The sequence below is a fragment of the Psychroserpens sp. genome (assembly GCF_034670085.1).
GTDB lineage: Bacteria > Bacteroidota > Bacteroidia > Flavobacteriales > Flavobacteriaceae > Psychroserpens.
This window is the reverse complement of sequence record NZ_JAXMOD010000002.1, coordinates 283,849-301,578: the sequence shown is the minus strand read 5'-3', so window position 1 is coordinate 301,578 and position 17,730 is coordinate 283,849. Positions and strand designations below refer to the sequence as shown.

Annotated in this window: 12 protein-coding genes; 9 read left to right on the top strand and 3 right to left on the bottom strand. The window is 34.3% G+C overall.

The window, feature by feature from the left end; genetic code table 11:
* The first annotated feature begins 26 nt into the window (after positions 1-26).
* The 4 genes from VOI25_RS05135 (at position 27) to priA (ending at position 4,796) form a co-directional block, all read left to right on the top strand.
* On the top strand, positions 27-947 hold the full coding sequence (locus VOI25_RS05135; RefSeq protein ID WP_323787929.1) for a YihY/virulence factor BrkB family protein: 921 nt from the start codon (positions 27-29) through the stop codon (positions 945-947).
* 1 nt (position 948) lies between these two features.
* Entirely contained in the window at positions 949-1,377 is a 429-nt protein-coding gene (locus VOI25_RS05130; protein WP_323787928.1) for a DUF2147 domain-containing protein, read from the top strand.
* Between the two features lie 282 nt (positions 1,378-1,659).
* The gene (locus VOI25_RS05125; RefSeq protein WP_323787927.1) at positions 1,660-2,271 is read left to right on the top strand and encodes a hypothetical protein; all 612 of its coding nucleotides are present in this window, start codon (positions 1,660-1,662) and stop codon (positions 2,269-2,271) included.
* Between the two features lie 71 nt (positions 2,272-2,342).
* Positions 2,343-4,796 (top strand): replication restart helicase PriA, encoded by a 2,454-nt coding sequence (gene priA, locus VOI25_RS05120; RefSeq protein WP_323787925.1) that lies wholly within the window; start codon positions 2,343-2,345, stop codon positions 4,794-4,796.
* Positions 4,797-4,845: 49 nt separating this feature from the next.
* On the opposite strand, the gene VOI25_RS05115 is transcribed toward priA, so the two are convergent.
* Positions 4,846-5,541: a LytR/AlgR family response regulator transcription factor gene (locus VOI25_RS05115; RefSeq protein ID WP_040254020.1), complete on the bottom strand. Its 696-nt coding sequence runs from the start codon at positions 5,539-5,541 to the stop codon at positions 4,846-4,848.
* A 200-nt stretch (positions 5,542-5,741) separates the two neighbouring features.
* On the opposite strand from VOI25_RS05115, the gene rpsF reads away from it, so the two are divergent.
* From rpsF to VOI25_RS05095, 4 genes are all read left to right on the top strand, one after another.
* Positions 5,742-6,080 (top strand): 30S ribosomal protein S6, encoded by a 339-nt coding sequence (gene rpsF, locus VOI25_RS05110; protein WP_323788156.1) that lies wholly within the window; start codon positions 5,742-5,744, stop codon positions 6,078-6,080.
* A gap of 2 nt (positions 6,081-6,082) precedes the next feature.
* On the top strand, positions 6,083-6,379 hold the full coding sequence (gene rpsR / locus VOI25_RS05105; protein ID WP_323787924.1) for a 30S ribosomal protein S18: 297 nt from the start codon (positions 6,083-6,085) through the stop codon (positions 6,377-6,379).
* 13 nt (positions 6,380-6,392) lie between these two features.
* Entirely contained in the window at positions 6,393-6,842 is a 450-nt protein-coding gene (rplI, locus tag VOI25_RS05100) for a 50S ribosomal protein L9 (RefSeq protein WP_323787923.1), read from the top strand.
* A gap of 76 nt (positions 6,843-6,918) precedes the next feature.
* A complete protein-coding gene (locus tag VOI25_RS05095; RefSeq protein ID WP_323787922.1) occupies positions 6,919-7,392 on the top strand; it encodes a DUF6495 family protein in 474 nt (157 codons plus the stop codon).
* Between the two features lie 18 nt (positions 7,393-7,410).
* Here the strand turns inward: VOI25_RS05095 and VOI25_RS05090 are convergent, their stop codons facing one another.
* Positions 7,411-8,646 carry an ABC transporter permease gene (locus tag VOI25_RS05090; protein WP_323787921.1) on the bottom strand — a complete coding sequence of 412 codons (1,236 nt, stop codon included), beginning with the start codon at positions 8,644-8,646 and terminating at the stop codon, positions 7,411-7,413.
* A 209-nt stretch (positions 8,647-8,855) separates the two neighbouring features.
* Between VOI25_RS05090 and hisS the strand changes: the two genes are divergently transcribed.
* Positions 8,856-10,226, top strand: coding sequence for a histidine--tRNA ligase (gene hisS, locus VOI25_RS05085; RefSeq protein WP_323787920.1), 1,371 nt, complete (start codon positions 8,856-8,858; stop codon positions 10,224-10,226).
* 63 nt (positions 10,227-10,289) lie between these two features.
* Here hisS and VOI25_RS05080 read toward each other — a convergent pair whose 3' ends face one another.
* The gene (locus VOI25_RS05080; RefSeq protein ID WP_323787919.1) at positions 10,290-17,693 is read right to left on the bottom strand and encodes a choice-of-anchor D domain-containing protein; all 7,404 of its coding nucleotides are present in this window, start codon (positions 17,691-17,693) and stop codon (positions 10,290-10,292) included.
* Positions 17,694-17,730 lie beyond the last annotated feature (37 nt).

The window sequence follows — 17,730 nt, the reverse complement described above, 5'->3', positions numbered from 1 at the left end:
TTTAAAAACAATATCAAATATCTTGCATGTCTAAAGCAATTGAAGATAAATTAGAAAAAATTCCTGTAGTAAATCTGCTGGTAAAGTTCTTCAAGAGTATTAAACTTAAAGTTTTAGAAGGCTTGTCGCTTTACGATTTGTTAGAGCTTTATACTATTGGAATAGTAAAAGGCGCCTTGAGTACAAGAGCAAGTGCTATTGCTTATAGTTTCTTTATGGCCTTATTTCCGTTTCTGTTATTTGTCATTATTGTTATTCCTTATATTCCAATTGAAGGATTTGAGACTGAGTTTTTGAATTTTCTACAATCCTTTTTGCCGCCTACAACAACAGAATTTTTTTATGAAAGCATTTTTGAAAACATTAAAGGAGGTGGACTTATTTCATCTGTATTTTTGGTTTCTATGTTGTTGATGGCGAATGGTGTAAATGCAGTGTTTTCTTGCTTTGAAAGTTCATATCACGACCAATTAACCCGAAATGTTTTTAAGCAATACATGTTCGCGTTTGGTGTTGCATTGATACTTGCATTTTTATTAATTCTAACAGTTGCTGTTCTTGGGTTTTTTAATATTTATGTTGTTGAGAATATTGTTGAATTGGCTCATGTTGAAAATGAAAATAGTGGATTCCTATTAGTGTTGTCGCAATATTTGTTTTTTATTATCATGGTGTATTTGGCAACCGCAACACTTTATTATTTCGGAACTAAAGAAGGGAAGCAATTTAAGTTTTTCTCAATTGGAGCTTTGTTTACAACGCTATTAATTATATTAACCTCGTATTTGTTTGGGATCTATATTGAAAGTTTTGGACAATACAATAAACTATATGGTTCTATTGGAGCGTTATTAATACTCATGTTCTATTTATGGCTCAACGCTAATATTTTATTATTAGGCTTCGAGTTAAACGTTTCATTAACCACATTAAGAAAACACAGGTAATATGCGCAATTTATTTTTTCTAGTTATATGCTTCGGAACTGTTCTTTCTCTTGCTGCACAAGATATTCTTGGACAGTGGAAAACAATAGATGATGAAACTGGAATTGAAAAATCAATTGTAGAAATTTATAAGAAAGATGGAAAGGTCTACGGAAAGATTGTTGAAATCTTTGATAAGTCTAAACGTGATTTGCCTTGTAAATTTTGTGAAGGTGACGATTTTAATAAGCCTGTTTTAGGATTAATTATTATAAAAGAAATGGAAGACAGAGGTGATACGTATAAAAACGGTACTATTACCAATCCAGAAGATGGTAAAGTGTATACCTGTCGACTAAAACTTGATGATGATAATCCAAATCGACTTCAAGTTAGAGGGTATATTGCGTTCTTCTACAAAACGCAATATTGGGTGAGAATAGAGGGTTAATTTCTCTATCGAATTCTCATAATACGATTGCTATTCAACTTGTTTAGACTGATAATATTACTGTTTGTCGTGATTAATTGCTAAACTTATAGGCTTTTTGTTCCTTTAAGTAGACAGAATATTTATACCTAATATTGGGTATTTATTAATGTAATACTTTGATATACATTTGTCTAGCTATTAGTCGTTTCTTCTCTCTTCGGAATTTAGATTTTTAATTTTAGCGCTAATAAATTTTTTAAATATGAATGATATAGATTAACCAATTAAATTAAACCAACCATGAAAAAAACAATTTTAGTATTAGTTATGATCGCACTAGTGTTTTCTTGTAGTAGTGATGATGGCAATGTGCAAGGCGCTGCCGATGAATTTGATGGCTCCTTAGAGTCTGTAGAGGACTTCTTTAGTCCGGAACTAGTAGAAGCCTTATTAGATCTAGGATTTATTATTAACACAGGAGATAATCCGCCAAATTTAGAAGGTGTTTATTTTTCAAGTCCTGTCGTATTAGAAGCTTCTTCTGTTCCTTCAGATGTAATAGGAACAACTTTTTTAGATTACACGTCCGAATTTTCAAATCAAGATAATTCAACCTTAACCTTAGATTTTGTTGGATCACAACAAAGTGTGCAGAGTGATGAAGGTTTTGGAACATTTGTGTCAGGAGATGGAGATTTGTTTTCTGTGTATTTAAAAACAACAACGACTATTGGTAGTTTTGACGCGGAATCTGCCTTAGCAATTTCTGGCAGAATGACTCAGGATGGGATTGAAGATTTTAAAATTGCATTTTTTATGCTAAATGATAATGGTGATCCTGAGGAGGTTTATATTGAAAATAACACAGGACGTTTACTTTATGATTCTGATGAATTTTCTCCAAGACAGTAAAACTTAAGGATACTTTAAAAACCATCTCACATCGAGATGGTTTTTTTATGCAAACATAGTACCTTTGGCATGTGAATTTCTTCATTAATGTCATATTGCCAATTCCTCTAGAAAAAAGCTTTACTTATGCGATTACGCAGGCTGAGGCTGAATTTCTAAAACCAGGTATGCGTGTATCTGTGCCTTTCGGTAAAAGTAAGATCTATACAGGACTCGTTGAAAACGTCCATCAGGAAGCGCCTCAGGTTTATGAAGCTAAACAAATTCATCAAATTCTAGATGACACACCTTTGGTGACTTCTATACAGCTTAAGCATTGGCAATGGATCTCCAAATATTACATGTGTACAGTTGGCGAAGTTATGCGAGCAGCTTTGCCAAGCGCTTTTATTTTGGAAAGTGAAACCGTTATCTACAAAAATGCTGAGGTTCAAATTAATGATGAAGATCTTAAAGATGACGAATTTATTGTGTATGAAGCGTTGCATCATCAATCGTCTTTAAAGATTCAAGATTTGATGTCAATTTTGGACAAAAAAAATGTGTTGCCTGTAATTAAACGACTTTTAGAAAAGGAAGTGATTAATGTTCAGGAGGAGATTTATGAAAAGTATAAGCCTAAGTTAGTTAGATATGTCAAATTAAATTCTGTCTATACATCACAAAAGGCATTACAAGAATTAATGGAAACTTTGAGTCGAGCTCCAAAACAACGTGATGTGGTGATGACATTGTTTTCTGTTTCTGCTCAAACTAAAAAACCCGTAAAAGTTTCAGATTTAATTACTGAAAGTGATACGTCTTCAACAATTGTAAAGACCTTAATTACTAAAGGTATTTTGGAAGAATATCATATTCAAATGGATAGAGTTCAGTACGAAGGTGATGACAATCAGGCTTCTAAACACTTGAACGAATATCAAGAATTAACTTTAAGCGAGGTGATTCAATCATTTGAAAAACAAAATATTACATTATTACATGGAGTTACATCTTCTGGTAAGACTGAGATTTATGTAAAGCTGATTGAAGAGCAATTGGCAAAAGGAAAACAGGTGTTATATCTGTTGCCCGAAATTGCATTAACCACACAATTGGTTGAGCGGCTACAGAATTACTTTGGAGAAAAGGTGGCTGTATTTCATAGTAAATATTCATCTCATGAACGCGTTGAAGTATGGAATAATGTATTGCATAATTCTTCAACAGCACAAATTATTTTAGGTGCACGTTCTTCGGTATTATTACCATTTCAAAATTTAGGATTGGTGATTGTCGATGAAGAACACGAATCGTCCTACAAACAGTTTGATCCAGCTCCAAGATATCATGCTCGTGATACAGCTATTGTTTTAGCAGGATTATTTGAAGCAAAAACGCTTTTAGGTTCTGCTACGCCTAGTTTAGAAAGTTATTATAATGCAAAACAAGGCAAATACGGTTTAGTAGAACTTAAACAGAGGTATAACAATGTGTTGATGCCAGATATTGAACTTATCGATATCAAGGATAAGCACAAGCGTAAACGCATGACAGGTCATTTTAGTGATCGTTTGATTCTTGAAATGCAAGAGACTTTAACCGATGGTCATCAAATAATTTTATTCCAAAATAGACGCGGATTTTCACCAATTATAGAGTGTAATACGTGTGGGAATTCACCGCAGTGTCCTAATTGTGACGTAAGTCTAACCTTTCATCAGTATAGAAACCAATTGCGATGTCATTATTGTGGTTATAATTCTGTCATGCATAAAAACTGCGAGGCGTGTAGAAGCGTTGAGCTTGATTCTAAAGGCTTCGGGACCGAACAAGTAGAGGAAGAAGCTAAGTTGCTGTTTCCAGATCATAATGTGGCTCGTATGGACTTAGATACGACGCGTGGCAAATATGGTTATGAGAAAATAATTACGGCCTTAGAGCAGCAGGAAATCGATATTTTGGTTGGAACACAAATGCTAACCAAGGGATTAGATTTTAGAAATGTAAAGTTGGTTGGAATAATGAATGCTGATAATATGCTTAATTTTCCAGATTTTAGAGCTCATGAGCGCAGTTATCAATTAATGGTTCAGGTTTCGGGAAGAGCTGGTCGAACTAAAGAACGCGGTAAGGTGTTGATTCAAACATACAATCCGTTTCATCGCATTTTGCAGCAAGTGTCAACAAATAACTTCGAACAGATGTTTGATGAGCAAATGGATGATAGGCACACCTTCAAATATCCTCCAATTTACAGAATGATAAAAATCACTCTAAAGCATAAGGACTATCAAAAAGTAAATATAGGAGCAGAGTGGTATGCGAAATCTTTGCGTACAGTATTTGATAAGCACGTTTTGGGACCTGAATTTCCTCCAGTTGCTAGGATTCGAAATCAGTATTTAAAACATATACTGGTTAAAATTCCTCAGAAACAGTCGTTATTAAAAACGAAAGAAGCTATTATTAAAATAAATAACAGCTTCTTAAGTGTAAAAGATTTTAGGGCAGTAAGAGTAATTTTAAATGTCGATAATTATTAAAGTTTAGTTAACGTTATATCTTCAAACTAAATAGTCTTAAATGCCTTATTTAGATATTGTTTAAAGCGTCTACAAGTTGGGTTTTCTTGTTTCTACTTAACGGAATCTCATAAGCGCCAACTTCAACGTTTTTGCTATTAAATCGGTCGACCTTATCCAGATTGACAATATACGATTTGTGGATTCTTAAGAATTTACCTTCCGGTAGTTCGTGTTCAAAAGCTTTCATTGTAGATAAAACGACTAAGCTATTTTCTTCAGTAACTAATTTCACATAGTCACCAAGCGCTTCAATCCATTTAATATCTTTAATGTAAACTTTTCGTTTCTTCAGGTTACTTTTCACAAAAATGTGTTCACCATCGGTTTCATTAAAATCAAGCTTAAGCTTATGTTGCTCTAAGGCTTTTTCTACAGAGGTATTAAAACGTTCCCTAGTAATAGGTTTCTGTAGATAATCCGTTGCATCATAATTAAAAGCTTTAAATGCGTATTCAGTTTTACCTGTAACGAAAATAATTTGGGGTTTGTTGTTGAGTACGTCGAGCAGTTCGAAACCGTTGAGAACAGGCATTTCAATATCTAGGAAGATTAAATCTACCTTATGAGTATTGAGTCCGTTCTTGGTCTCTAATGCGCTACTGTATTCTGCAATAAGGTTAAGTGAGGAATGATTCTCAATTAACTTTACAATCGATAATCGTTGAATCGCAGAATCATCAACTACTACACAGTTTAAAGTCATAACATTATAATATTTTAGGTTAAGATATCGACAATGTTACAAAAAATTCGGATAAAAACCAAAAAACATCGGTAAAGTGTGAATTTTAACATTTCTTTAACACAGTCAATTTCTTCAAAATTTTATATACAAAAACGTTGCCAGAAACAGAAATATTAGTTATTTTTGCACTCATTTTTAACACAATAAAAAGTATTTTTATGAATCATTATGAAACTGTTTTCATCTTAAATCCCGTTTTATCTGATGACCAGATAAAGGAAACAGTACAGAAATATGAAGATTTTCTTGTTTCTAGAGGAGCGAAGATGGTAGCCAAAGAAGATTGGGGCTTAAAGAAATTAGCTTATGCAATCCAAAACAAAAAAAGTGGTTTTTACCACTTATTTGAGTACACTGTTGATGGAGAACACATTAATCCATTAGAAGTAGAGTTTAGACGTGATGAGCGTTTTATGCGTTACTTAACAGTAAAATTAGACAAGCATGCGATTGCTTGGGCAGAAAGAAGAAGAAACAGAGATAAACAAAAAGCGTAATTATGTCTTCAATTGAACAACAAGCAAAAGGAAAAAAAGATGGAGAGATCAGATATCTTACTCCATTAAATATCGATACAAGCAAAAACAAAAAGTATTGCCGTTTCAAGAAATCTGGAATCAAATATGTTGATTACAAAGATGCTGATTGGTTACTTGGTTTTGTAAACGAACAAGGTAAATTGTTACCGAGACGTTTAACAGGAACGTCTTTAAAATACCAAAGAAAAGTATCTGTTGCTGTAAAAAGAGCTCGTCATTTGGCATTAATGCCATACGTAGCTGATTTATTAAAATAAAATACCAATAACTATGGAACTTATATTAAAACAAGACGTTGATAATTTAGGATTTAAAGACGATATTGTAACAGTAAAGAACGGTTATGGTAGAAATTTTTTAATTCCTCAAGGTCAAGCTGTAATGGCTACGCCTTCTGCTAAAAAAGTATTAGCAGAAACTTTAAAGCAAAGAGCTTATAAAGAAAAAACTATTGTTGATGAAGCAAACAAAACTTCTGAAGCGCTGAAAACATTAGAGATTAAGATTGCTTCTAAAGTTGGAACTGGAGACAAATTATTTGGATCTGTTAACAATATTGATTTAGCAAACGCTTTACAAAAAGCTGGTCATGAGATTGACAAAAAGTTCATCTCAATAGCTGGTGGATCTGTAAAACGTTTAGGAAAGTACGATGCTGTGATTAGATTACACAGAGAAGTATCAGTAGATTTACCATTTGAAGTTGTAGCAGAAGCTTAAGACTCAAATACAGTATAGTAAAAGCCTCAACTTTAAGTTGAGGCTTTTTCAATTTTATGTTTTAAACAGTATACAAATGAAGTATTCAAGACTTACTAAAGAGCAATTTGAAGAATTACATCAAGAATTTATTAATTTTTTAGCTACACAATCCATTACTGGAGAAGAATGGACAGAGATTAAAACTAACAAGCCTGAAGTTGCCGAACAGGAATTAGATGTGTTTAGTGATTTAATATGGGAAGGTGTATTGTCTAAAGTTGAGTATTTAGAGCATATTTCGCCGCAACAAATGCATTTATTTCATTGTACTGAAAACCATATGCGATTAATTGCACTAAAAATTAAAGCTTCTGATATTGATATCACCACAAAAGATGGTTATGATTGGTTTAGAGATAATTTAATGTCTGACGACATTGAATTCTTTACAGCTAAAAAAGACTATTCAGATCATAAAAATCAAGATAAATTTTCACTTATAAAGGAAGGTGCCAATATAACAAAAGGGCAACTTTACCAATATTTCGAAAACTTAGTAAGTCAATAGAGCTGAGAGTATTAGCGCTTATTCATGACGTAATGACTCGATTGGATCTAGTTTAGCAGCTTTGTTTGCAGGATACGAACCTGAAATAACTGCCACTACAAATGTAATAATGGTTGCAGCCATCATTGCCGACCATGGAATCACAAATTTGAAGTCGACTATAGCGGCAAATCCGAAACCTAGGAGTATGCCAAGAATGATTCCTAAAAGTCCGCCTAGCTGACCAATAATTATGGTTTCAATAAAAAATTGAAACGCAATTGTACGTCGTTTAGCACCTAAAGCTTTCCTTACACCAATCTCTCTAGTGCGTTCAGTAACAGATACTAACATCATATTTAACAAGGCGATAGTAGAACCGAAAATAGTAATGATACTAATAATCCAAGCTGCCGTTTCTAAAACGCCAGTTATAGAACCAATTCGATTTATAAGATCATCACTGCGTTCTAAACCAAAGTTGTTTTCTTCAACAGGATTTAATCCTCTCACATTTCTGAAGAGCAAGATAGCTTCATCTTGAGCGCCTTCTAGCATGTCTTTTTTATCCGTTTTTACACTTAAGCTGTAATTTATATTTGCATTAGTGAAAATAGTTCGTGCTTTTTGCAATGGTAAGAATACTCTCAAATCTTGATTATTTCCAAATGTGGCACCTTTTTCTTTTAAAACACCAATGACTTTAAATTTTGCACCTCTAATACTAATGGTTTTACCTATAGGATTTACCTCTTCTAATAATGCTTTTTTAAGATCGCTACCAATGACACAAACATTATTGCTATTTTGTACATCAAAGTAGTTGATGTCTCTTCCTAAGTTCACTTCTAAGCCAGAATTAGTAATATAATTTTCATTTATTCCTAAAACTTGAACTTCAGGATCTGTTTTTTCATTTTCATGTTTAACTTCGGCACTAAATGTGCCAACGAAAGAGATTGAGGTTTTAGTAAATGGAAACGCATAATTCTCTTCAAATTCTTTGACATCTCTATAGCTAATAACAGGATTTATTTTTTGTTTTTCACTTCGACGTTGCGTGTTAAATTCATAACGCTGAATGTTGAACGTGTTCGCTCCCATAGATGAAAAATCACTTGAAATGGTGTTTTCCAGAGCAGAAACCGCACTTAAAATTCCAACCAAAGCTGTAATACCAATGGCTATGATTAAAATGGTTAGTATAGTACGCAGTAGTTGACTTTTGATAGAATCGAAAGCAATACGGATATTTTCTCTAACTAATGAAAACATAAATACACGTTAAAAGTTGGTTGTGTTTTAATGTAAGACTACAAAACATGTATAAAGTTACTATAAAAATGAAATAACTTTCGAAAGCCTGTGAAATTTATAATATTTTTGTGATTGATAAGAGATGAATTAACAAAGTATAGGTTCTTTTTTCTTCGGAAAATTGAAAACTATATTAAAAGAGATTCCTGCTTTTGTAGGAAGTAAACATGGCACAAAAACCAAGCATACCAAAGGGAACGAGAGATTTTAATCCTGAAGAAGTTTCAAAACGAAATTATATTTTTAATACAATTAAGGCTCAGTTTGAAGTATTTGGATTTCAGCCTATTGAAACGCCAAGTTTTGAAAACTCGGATACCTTAATGGGAAAGTATGGAGAAGAAGGTGACCGTTTGATTTTTAAGATATTGAATAGTGGTGATTATTTGAGTAAAGTTGAAAATGATTTATATGCGTCTAAAGATTCTAATAAAATAACATCTAAAATCTCAGAAAAAGCCCTTCGTTACGATTTAACAGTTCCGTTTGCGAGATATGTGGTGCAGCACCAAAATGAAATTGACTTTCCGTTTAAACGCTATCAAATTCAACCTGTTTGGAGAGCAGATCGACCACAAAAAGGACGATTTAGAGAGTTTTTTCAGTGTGATGCAGATGTGGTTGGGAGTGATTCTTTATGGCAAGAAGTAGAATTTGTTCAGTTGTATGATGCTGTGTTTTCGGCATTAGGCTTGAAAGGTGTGACTATAAAAATCAATAATCGCAAAATCCTTTCAGGAATTGCTGAAGTTATTGGTGCTCAAGATAAGCTTATCGATTTCACGGTGGCTTTAGATAAACTTGATAAAATAGGAGAGGAGAAGGTTAAAGCTGAAATGTTAGAGAAAGGAATTCCGCAGTCAGGCATTAATAAATTACAACCCTTATTTAGTTTACAAGGTGATTTTGGTAGCCAAGTTTCAGAGTTGAAATCTATTTTGAATACTTCCGAAGAAGGGAAAAAAGGCATAGAAGAATTAGAATTTATTAATAAAGGTATAGAAACACTCGGATTAAAAACAGCGAACCTTCAACTTGATGTGACGCTTGCTCGTGGATTAAACTACTATACAGGAGCTATTTTTGAAGTTGCTGCTCCAGAAGGTGTCAACATGGGATCGATTGGAGGAGGAGGTCGCTATGACGATTTAACTGGTATTTTCGGACTGAAAGATGTGAGTGGTGTTGGAATTAGCTTTGGTTTAGATAGAATTGCTTTAGTGCTTGAGGACTTAGATTTATTTCCCGAAACTGTATGGAATACTGTAAATGTTTTATTCATCAATTTTGGAGATGCTGAAGCCATGGCAAGTATGAAAGCTATAAAACAATTACGTGATAACGGCATTAGTGCAGAATTATTTCCAGATAATAAGAAAACCATCAAGCAATTTAATTATGCAAATAAGCGTAATATTCCTTTTGTTGTATTGTTAGGTGAATCTGAAATGAATTCGAATACCTTCACATTAAAAAACATGAAAACAGGTGACCAAGACTCACTTTCTTTTGATGAAATGTTAAAAAGATTACAATAAAAAAAGCCTCAAATTTCTTTGAGGCTCCTAACATAAGTTAAGTTTAAGGTAGATTTGGGTCTATTATTTTACTAGAACTTTCTTAGATACTGAACCGCTTGCAGTATTTATTTTTACAATGTAAGTTCCAGTACTTAAATTCTTAACTTCATATTCAGAATAGTCCAGTTCTGAAATATCTTTTATAGTGTGAATCGATTGTCCAACAATATTGAATAATTCGATAGACTTCACTTTTTTATAATTTGGGTTTAATAACACTAAGCTTTCAGTATCATTTGAATAGTAAACGTCTAATGCGCTTAGTTCATTGTCATCAATACTTAATGAATCTTCACCTTCTCTAAAGGTCATTTCAAATCTATCTAAATGCTCTCCTGCAGTAAGATAAATGTCATAATCACTTTCTCTTAAGTTGTGATACGTATCATTATCAATGTCATGAATAAAAATATCCATACTATCAGGTACATTTTGAAGACCGTTAATACTTATTGTATTTGTGCCATCAGAATCAGTAATTAAACCAAGTGGATATGTTGTGTCAATTTCGGCATCATCACTACCTTGAATGATGTATTTGTCACCATCTATCATCCAGAACATATCATCCATTTGAGTTTCATTTAAAACACCATCATAACCAAGATCTACAGCTGTAGTCGCATTCGGGTCAATAGTTAATAATAATTGACGTTGAATGGTATTCACTGTGTAAATTCCAATTCTAAATTTCATTCTAGGATCTCCAGTAGTTTCTGTTTCATCTGCAGCACTTGCAGTGTTACTAGATCTTAAGAATACTGAATCACCATTAAGCGTTCCATCTTCTTTTTGGAAAATACGTTGGTCATTTTCAAATACGATAGATCCACCAGCATCTGCATTCACAAAGAATCCTTGACTCACTGGAATATATCGACCAGGCACTTTTCGTGCAGTACCTATATTGCTAACGCCAGCTACTGGTTGTCCTAATGTTACTGCAGGCGTACCTCCAGATAGATTCATTAGTGCATAACCACCTTGATAATCTCCTAAGACGTGATTTCCTCCGCCCCAATGTTCCCAGAAATATAAAGTACCAGTTGTGACACCTAAATTGTCATTTATAAATTCTACTGCATCAATTGCAGAAGGGTAAGGGTTACCAACTAAATAGTTGTTTCCTACGTTTATGGTTAAATCAATATGGCCATTATTAGGTTTTCCATTGAATACATAATTTTGATCATCGGTTAATGGACCAGAACCAGGACCTTTCATTGTGAATCCTTCACCAGCCAATATATTTCCAGTACTTTTTATTTGTTGCCATGCAGAATAGTCACCATCAGCTAGATTCGCAAATTTCCATACCCAGTAATCTGCAATTCGTAATGGAGAGGCTGTACCATTATAACCTGAAGTCATGTAGCCAAGACCTTGCATAACATTTGTTAAGTTATATCTAAATTCATTAGTTTCCATATCAGTTTGACCAACAGGAGAAGACCAATAGTTATAGGTATAGGTATCAGCAGTACCTTGTTGATCACGTTCTAATCGTCCAGTACCTCCAACTATTAAGTCACTATCTTCAGATTGAATCAATTGCGACTCTCCTTCAAGATCAATAGTACCATCGAGAGTTAAATAATGAGATACAGTAAGTCCGTAACCTGTATTAGTAGTAGCATCAGTAATACCACTTATCTCAAGCTCATTACTATCTACCATTAATCCTAATACTTTTCTATTTCCATTTTTACCAGCCGGTAAATCAGAATCATCATCAATAGTTACATTATGGTTTGTTCTAATAATATTCCAATCTACAGTCATCGCATTATTAACGATTGATGTTGTTCCAGGAATGGTTTGAACATTACCATTTGCCCAAGTACTTTGGGTATCCCAATTACCATTTTGAGTTGACTCGTATGGTAATGGAGCAGTTTGTCTATCAACAGTGTTTAAGTTTCTTAAAGCACCTTGATTTCCTTTACCAGAGGCATCTTCTGTGTTTGTGTACGTGTACACAGACATTGGATAATATCCAGCTAATTTGTTCCAAGGAATAGTACTAACATCATTCTTAGTAATAGAAGTAGGTAGTACTTTACCTGAAGTAAAAGTTGCATTCTCAGCAATTTCTTGATTCATGATAAATCTTAATTGATCAGGAGTAAGGCTTGAATCCCAAACTCTTACTTCATCTATATTTCCTCTGAAGTGCTGAACAGGAGTTCCTTTACCAGCAGCGGCAATATAGAAAGATTCATTAGTATCAACAGGAGCAGCTTTAGGTCCAGAATCATCTTCGACACCGTCTATGAATAATTTTCCAGTTGTTCCATCGAAAGTCACAGCGATATGATGCCATTCATCATCAGGAATAACTATGGACGACGTAAGTGTTTGATTTGCTGGGCTTTTCCATCTCATTTGTACTTGATTGTTATCAAACATTCTTAAGTCATAACCTGAAGTAAATGCTGAAGGTCTTTTAGATAATATCGATTTTATTCCAGTATCAGCCGCATCTCTTTTTACCCAAGCAGACACCGTAAATTCAGTAGGGTTTAAATCAAGAGCATCCTCCATATCAATATAGTCAACAGCACCATCAAAATAGATTGAACGTTCAACAATAACTTGAGGAGCATATCCGAAAGTGATGTATTTTGTATTATCAAAATCATATTCAGTTTCAAGGTTACCATTACCATCATCAGTCATAATTCTATAATCTGCAGTAGGATCAAATACACCAGTATTAGAAATAAACATATAGTAACTTCCAGGAGGTGTAATGTTTCTAATTGCATCTTGAGGAATTCTAACTTTAGCGGTTGGAATATCTCCACCGTTTTCAACCACTTTCCATACACGCTGCATAGCAGTAAAGGTTACATTAGTTGTAAGGGCAGGTGTAATTCCTGCACTCATATTAACAGAAACCGTAGTTGAAGCTAAATTAAGGTTAGCACCATTATTACCCCAAACTAAGTATTCTTTATCATTTAGTGTGGTAGCATTATCAGACTGATTTAAGTTGTTAGTGTCGTAAATATCGGTTAAACCAATAGTTAAAATACCTTCAGTACGACCAGTTCCATCGGAAGCATTATTAACACTTCTTGATTGTTTTTGATTTAATTCTGAAGCATCATCTCTTCCAATTCCGGCAATATCATAGTTGTAACCAGAATTTGCAGATTGATCCCAGATTACAGTACCATCACTATTCACATAGTCTTGTGTTGTTCCATTTACACCTAGTGTAATACCATATTTAATTCCTAAATACGATTGAATTCTATTACGTTCTTGAGTTAAATCAGTATCTACTTTTCTAGACGAGTAGGTGATAACTTCAGCAACTCTTGCATTTAAAGATGCTTCCCATCCTTCACTACGTCCAATCCACCATCTAGAATCGTTTGCATTCATATATTCAGCAATATCATTTTGAGTAGACTCAATATCATTTGCATTATAATATAATTCTTGTTGCGTATTAGCTGTATTATTTCTTGTATTGATAATACCAACATTAGTATAACTAGCAGAACCAGTTTGAGCTACGCCATATCCATCACCAGGTGTATTGTCATAAGAATCATAAGCATAACAAATAACCTCGTTACTTATTCTACCAGTATAATCTCCAAAACCAAGTCCAGTTGCATCAGTAGCAGCAGTTCCTAGGCTTGAATCACTACAGAATACATCCATAAAACCAAATGTTCGGTTAACAGGTGTATCATCTGGTATTACAACAATGAAGACTTCTTGGGTATAAAAACCGTAGTCTCCAGATAAAAATTCTGAACTCGTGTCGTCATGAGAATAATCACTGTCCACATTTGGTGAGCCATACGAATTATCAAATTCGATTACTGGATTAAAGTTTACATTTTTAGTTGTGTTATCAAAGTATGTAGGTGCTTGTGAAGCATTATTTATTCTTGCGTCACTACCTCGACCTTGATCAACCCATGACGACACATTTTGACCTGAAGAATAACTTAAACCATCATCTGCTTTTAGCCAAAGTGCTAAATCTGTTGTTACTCCACCAGGAGCTTGGGTAGGTGTTGCTTTTTCTGTTAAAGTAACTAGGTCTATTGCCACGTCACTTCTAGAATCACTTCCGATATCACCTCTAAGTCTAATTCTAACAGTTTGTCCCACATAGCTACTTAAGTCTACACTAACAGGAATGAAAGATGAATTAGTAAATGTTTGAGTATATCCAGATTGTGTGAATAAAATCGCACTATAACTAAGTCCGTTATCTGTACTTATTTCAACGTTTAAATCTCCCATGTAATTTGTAGTAGTACCACCACTTGTTACACTACCATGCATATGATAGAAGAAGGTGAATCTTGGATTGGTTGCTCCAGTTAAATCAAAACAAGGGCTAACTAATTGAGCCGTATCATTAAGATTTCCTGAGGCTTCTGTGAATATATAATAACTTCCATCGTGAGCAGCACTTGGTCCTGTTCCAGATGAAGGTGTTGTTGTATTGGTTCTAGACCAATCAAAATCATCATTTACTCCATTAATATCTTGAGACCATAATCCGAATCCAGATTCAAAACTTTCAGAATAAGGATAAGAAGCTACAGTTACACCACAAACTCCCGGAGTAATACCATAACCTTGAATGTTAAAATAATACGTGCTTTCGTCACTATCATTATTAACAATTGTAATATTTGCTGTTCTAAGACCAATAGCACTTGGATCAAATGTGATATCAAATGATGTTGAGCCAGCAGGAGCAACAGAAGAAGAAGGACTTGCAGTTACAGAGAAATCTCCAGCATGCACTCCAGCAATTGTAATTGCTCCAACAGTTAAATTAGCTGCACCTGTATTTTCTATTGTAAACGTATTTGTATGGGTAGATCCTGTTACAGCTACCGCCGGAAATTCAGTATCATCTGTAGTTGAAGGGAATAAATCACCATCAGTAATTGTATTACCATTACCAGTTACATTTATCTCAGGCGTTGCAGTAAAACCAGTACCTTGAATATTAAAATTATATGGGTTTTCATCACTATCATCATTAGCAATACTAATTGTTGCCGTCCTCAAGCCAGTAGCACTAGGATTGAATGTTATGTCATATGTTGTATTTCCAGACGATGAAATAGGAGTTGAAGGGTTTGAGGTTACAGAAAAATCTGCAGCATGAGCACCAGTAATTGAAATGTATGTTGGCCCTGTTCCGGTTAGATTTAAGTCAGAACAACCAATATTATTAATTGTAAATGTATTGACATTAGTTCCAGAGGCTACATCAACACTACCAAAGTCTGTGTCATCAGCAACAGCTGGAGTAGTATCACCATCATTAATAGTAGTACCATTACCTGTAATTTCAATTTCATTTCCACCTCCACCTGACACATTAAAAAATACATCTACACCAACACCAGCTGAAGTAGTTGTACTACCATCATTTGTTAGCACAGTTACACCGCCTGAGGTTACTGTTACATTAGCTGCACCATTCCATCCATCACCATAATTATCATACATTGTAATGTAATAATTATTTAAATCTTCAAGACACCCAATAGGAACAGTAGTAGAGTAAACCCTATTACCTCCGTCATAGCCGTCGTCAATTGTACTTAACAAAGTACCACTTGGATTGTAGACTTCAACACGATTTTCACCTGACCAACTTGGCCAATCTACAGATACTACGACACTAGAATATGTTGTAGTTGTGCCAGTTCCTTGTAGGTTAAAGTTATATGGATTTTCATCACCATCATTATTAACAATACTAAAAGTAGCAGTTCTAAGTCCATTTGCACTTGGGTTAAAGGTAATGTCAAAAGTTGTATTACCTGATGCGGCAACCAAAGAAGCTGGACTGGCAGTTACAGTAAAGTCCGAGGCATGAGCTCCAGCAATTGTAATTGCTCCAACAGTTAAAGCTGCTGTTCCGGTATTTTGGATGGTAAATGTATTCACATTGGTTCCGGCAGCTGTGTTTACATTTCCAAAATCAGTATCATCAGCAACCGAAGGTGTTGTATCACCATCATTAATTGTATTACTATTTCCTGTAATATTTATTTCTGGACCTGGTGTGAAACCAGTTCCTTGTATGTTAAAGTTATATGGATTTTCATCACTATCGTTATTAGCAATACTAAAACTAGCAGTTCTTAGTCCATTTGCACTTGGGTTAAAAGTAATATCAAAAGTTGTATTTCCAGAAGCAGCAACCAAAGAAGCTGGACTGGCAGTTACAGTAAAGTCCGAGGCATGAGTTCCAGAAATTGTAATTGCACCAACAGTTAAAGCTGCTGTTCCCGTATTTTGGATAGTAAATGTGTTCGCATTGGTTCCACCGCTTACATTTATACTACCAAAATCTGTATCATCAGTAAGGCTAGGAGTAGTATCACCATCTATAATATTTTGACCTAAGCCAGTAATGTTTATTTCTGGAGTAGGTGTACCACCTGTAATAATTATTGTATAATCCTCAACTTCTCCATCGAAACCAGTAGAACAAGTACCTGGATCAGTGTTATATCTAGTAGACACTCTCATTCTTGTTGTGCCTAAAGTTGAAGTTAATGGTATTGTTATTGGCGTTATTGCTGGTGTAATCACACCATCTGTATTTGTGCTTCCAAAATCATAAGCCTCGCCAATATCGTCGAAATCTAAATCTTGATTCCAATCAATCCATGCGAATGTGTGAACAGTATAACCTCCATCAGTATCCACACTAACATTAATTGGGTAGGTAGAACCTTGAGTAACTGTAGTTGAAATTGTTGATGTAAAATCTTCATATCCATTATCCTTTGGTGAGCCATCAGAATTATTAATCGTATTAAAAGATACATTTGTAATACCTGTATCATATGATGTGTTTCCTGAAGATGAACAGTAACCTGGAGTTGTGATAAGTACATCATCAATCATGCTGTATTCATTATTAGCACTAGCTATACTTGAGAATCTAATTTGTGAGGTTGCAGCCAGTGTATATGAAGCACTATCTATATTAAATGAGAACGTATAGCTAGAACCTGTACCAGTTGTTGTAAAATCAACATTTCTAATATAAGTTTTTAAAGTTTGCCAGCTACTTCCGTCATAATATTCGAGGCTTAAACCTTCACCGTTGTCAACATTTGCAAATTTCACACAGAATGAAACATCAACACTGCTATATGCTGATAAATCATAGACTGGTGATGTCATTAGATTGTTTGCTGGATTGTTTTCTCTGGTATATATACAATATGATCCGCTACATGACCATGCAGCGTTACCAAACCAATTTGCATTAGATCCACCATCTGTCCAGCCATCTAGACCAGTTTCAAAACCATGAGAGGCAACTGTTGTTTGCGAAAATGACAATGTTGTCGTAAATAATATGCTAAGCATTAGAGCATACCTTACCTGAAGTAATGTAGAAATTTTCATAAGCGGTTAAATTTTAGTTTGGGACTAATTAATTTAT

Coding starts and splice junctions, on each gene's coding strand:
- hisS (WP_323787920.1), top strand. CDS start 8,856: ATGGCACAAAAACCAAGCATACCAAAGGGAACGAGAGATTTTAATCCT.
- VOI25_RS05080 (WP_323787919.1), bottom strand. CDS start 17,693: ATGAAAATTTCTACATTACTTCAGGTAAGGTATGCTCTAATGCTTAGC.
- VOI25_RS05090 (WP_323787921.1), bottom strand. CDS start 8,646: ATGTTTTCATTAGTTAGAGAAAATATCCGTATTGCTTTCGATTCTATC.
- VOI25_RS05125 (WP_323787927.1), top strand. CDS start 1,660: ATGAAAAAAACAATTTTAGTATTAGTTATGATCGCACTAGTGTTTTCT.
- VOI25_RS05135 (WP_323787929.1), top strand. CDS start 27: ATGTCTAAAGCAATTGAAGATAAATTAGAAAAAATTCCTGTAGTAAAT.
- VOI25_RS05130 (WP_323787928.1), top strand. CDS start 949: ATGCGCAATTTATTTTTTCTAGTTATATGCTTCGGAACTGTTCTTTCT.
- VOI25_RS05095 (WP_323787922.1), top strand. CDS start 6,919: ATGAAGTATTCAAGACTTACTAAAGAGCAATTTGAAGAATTACATCAA.
- rpsF (WP_323788156.1), top strand. CDS start 5,742: ATGAATCATTATGAAACTGTTTTCATCTTAAATCCCGTTTTATCTGAT.
- rplI (WP_323787923.1), top strand. CDS start 6,393: ATGGAACTTATATTAAAACAAGACGTTGATAATTTAGGATTTAAAGAC.
- rpsR (WP_323787924.1), top strand. CDS start 6,083: ATGTCTTCAATTGAACAACAAGCAAAAGGAAAAAAAGATGGAGAGATC.
- VOI25_RS05115 (WP_040254020.1), bottom strand. CDS start 5,541: ATGACTTTAAACTGTGTAGTAGTTGATGATTCTGCGATTCAACGATTA.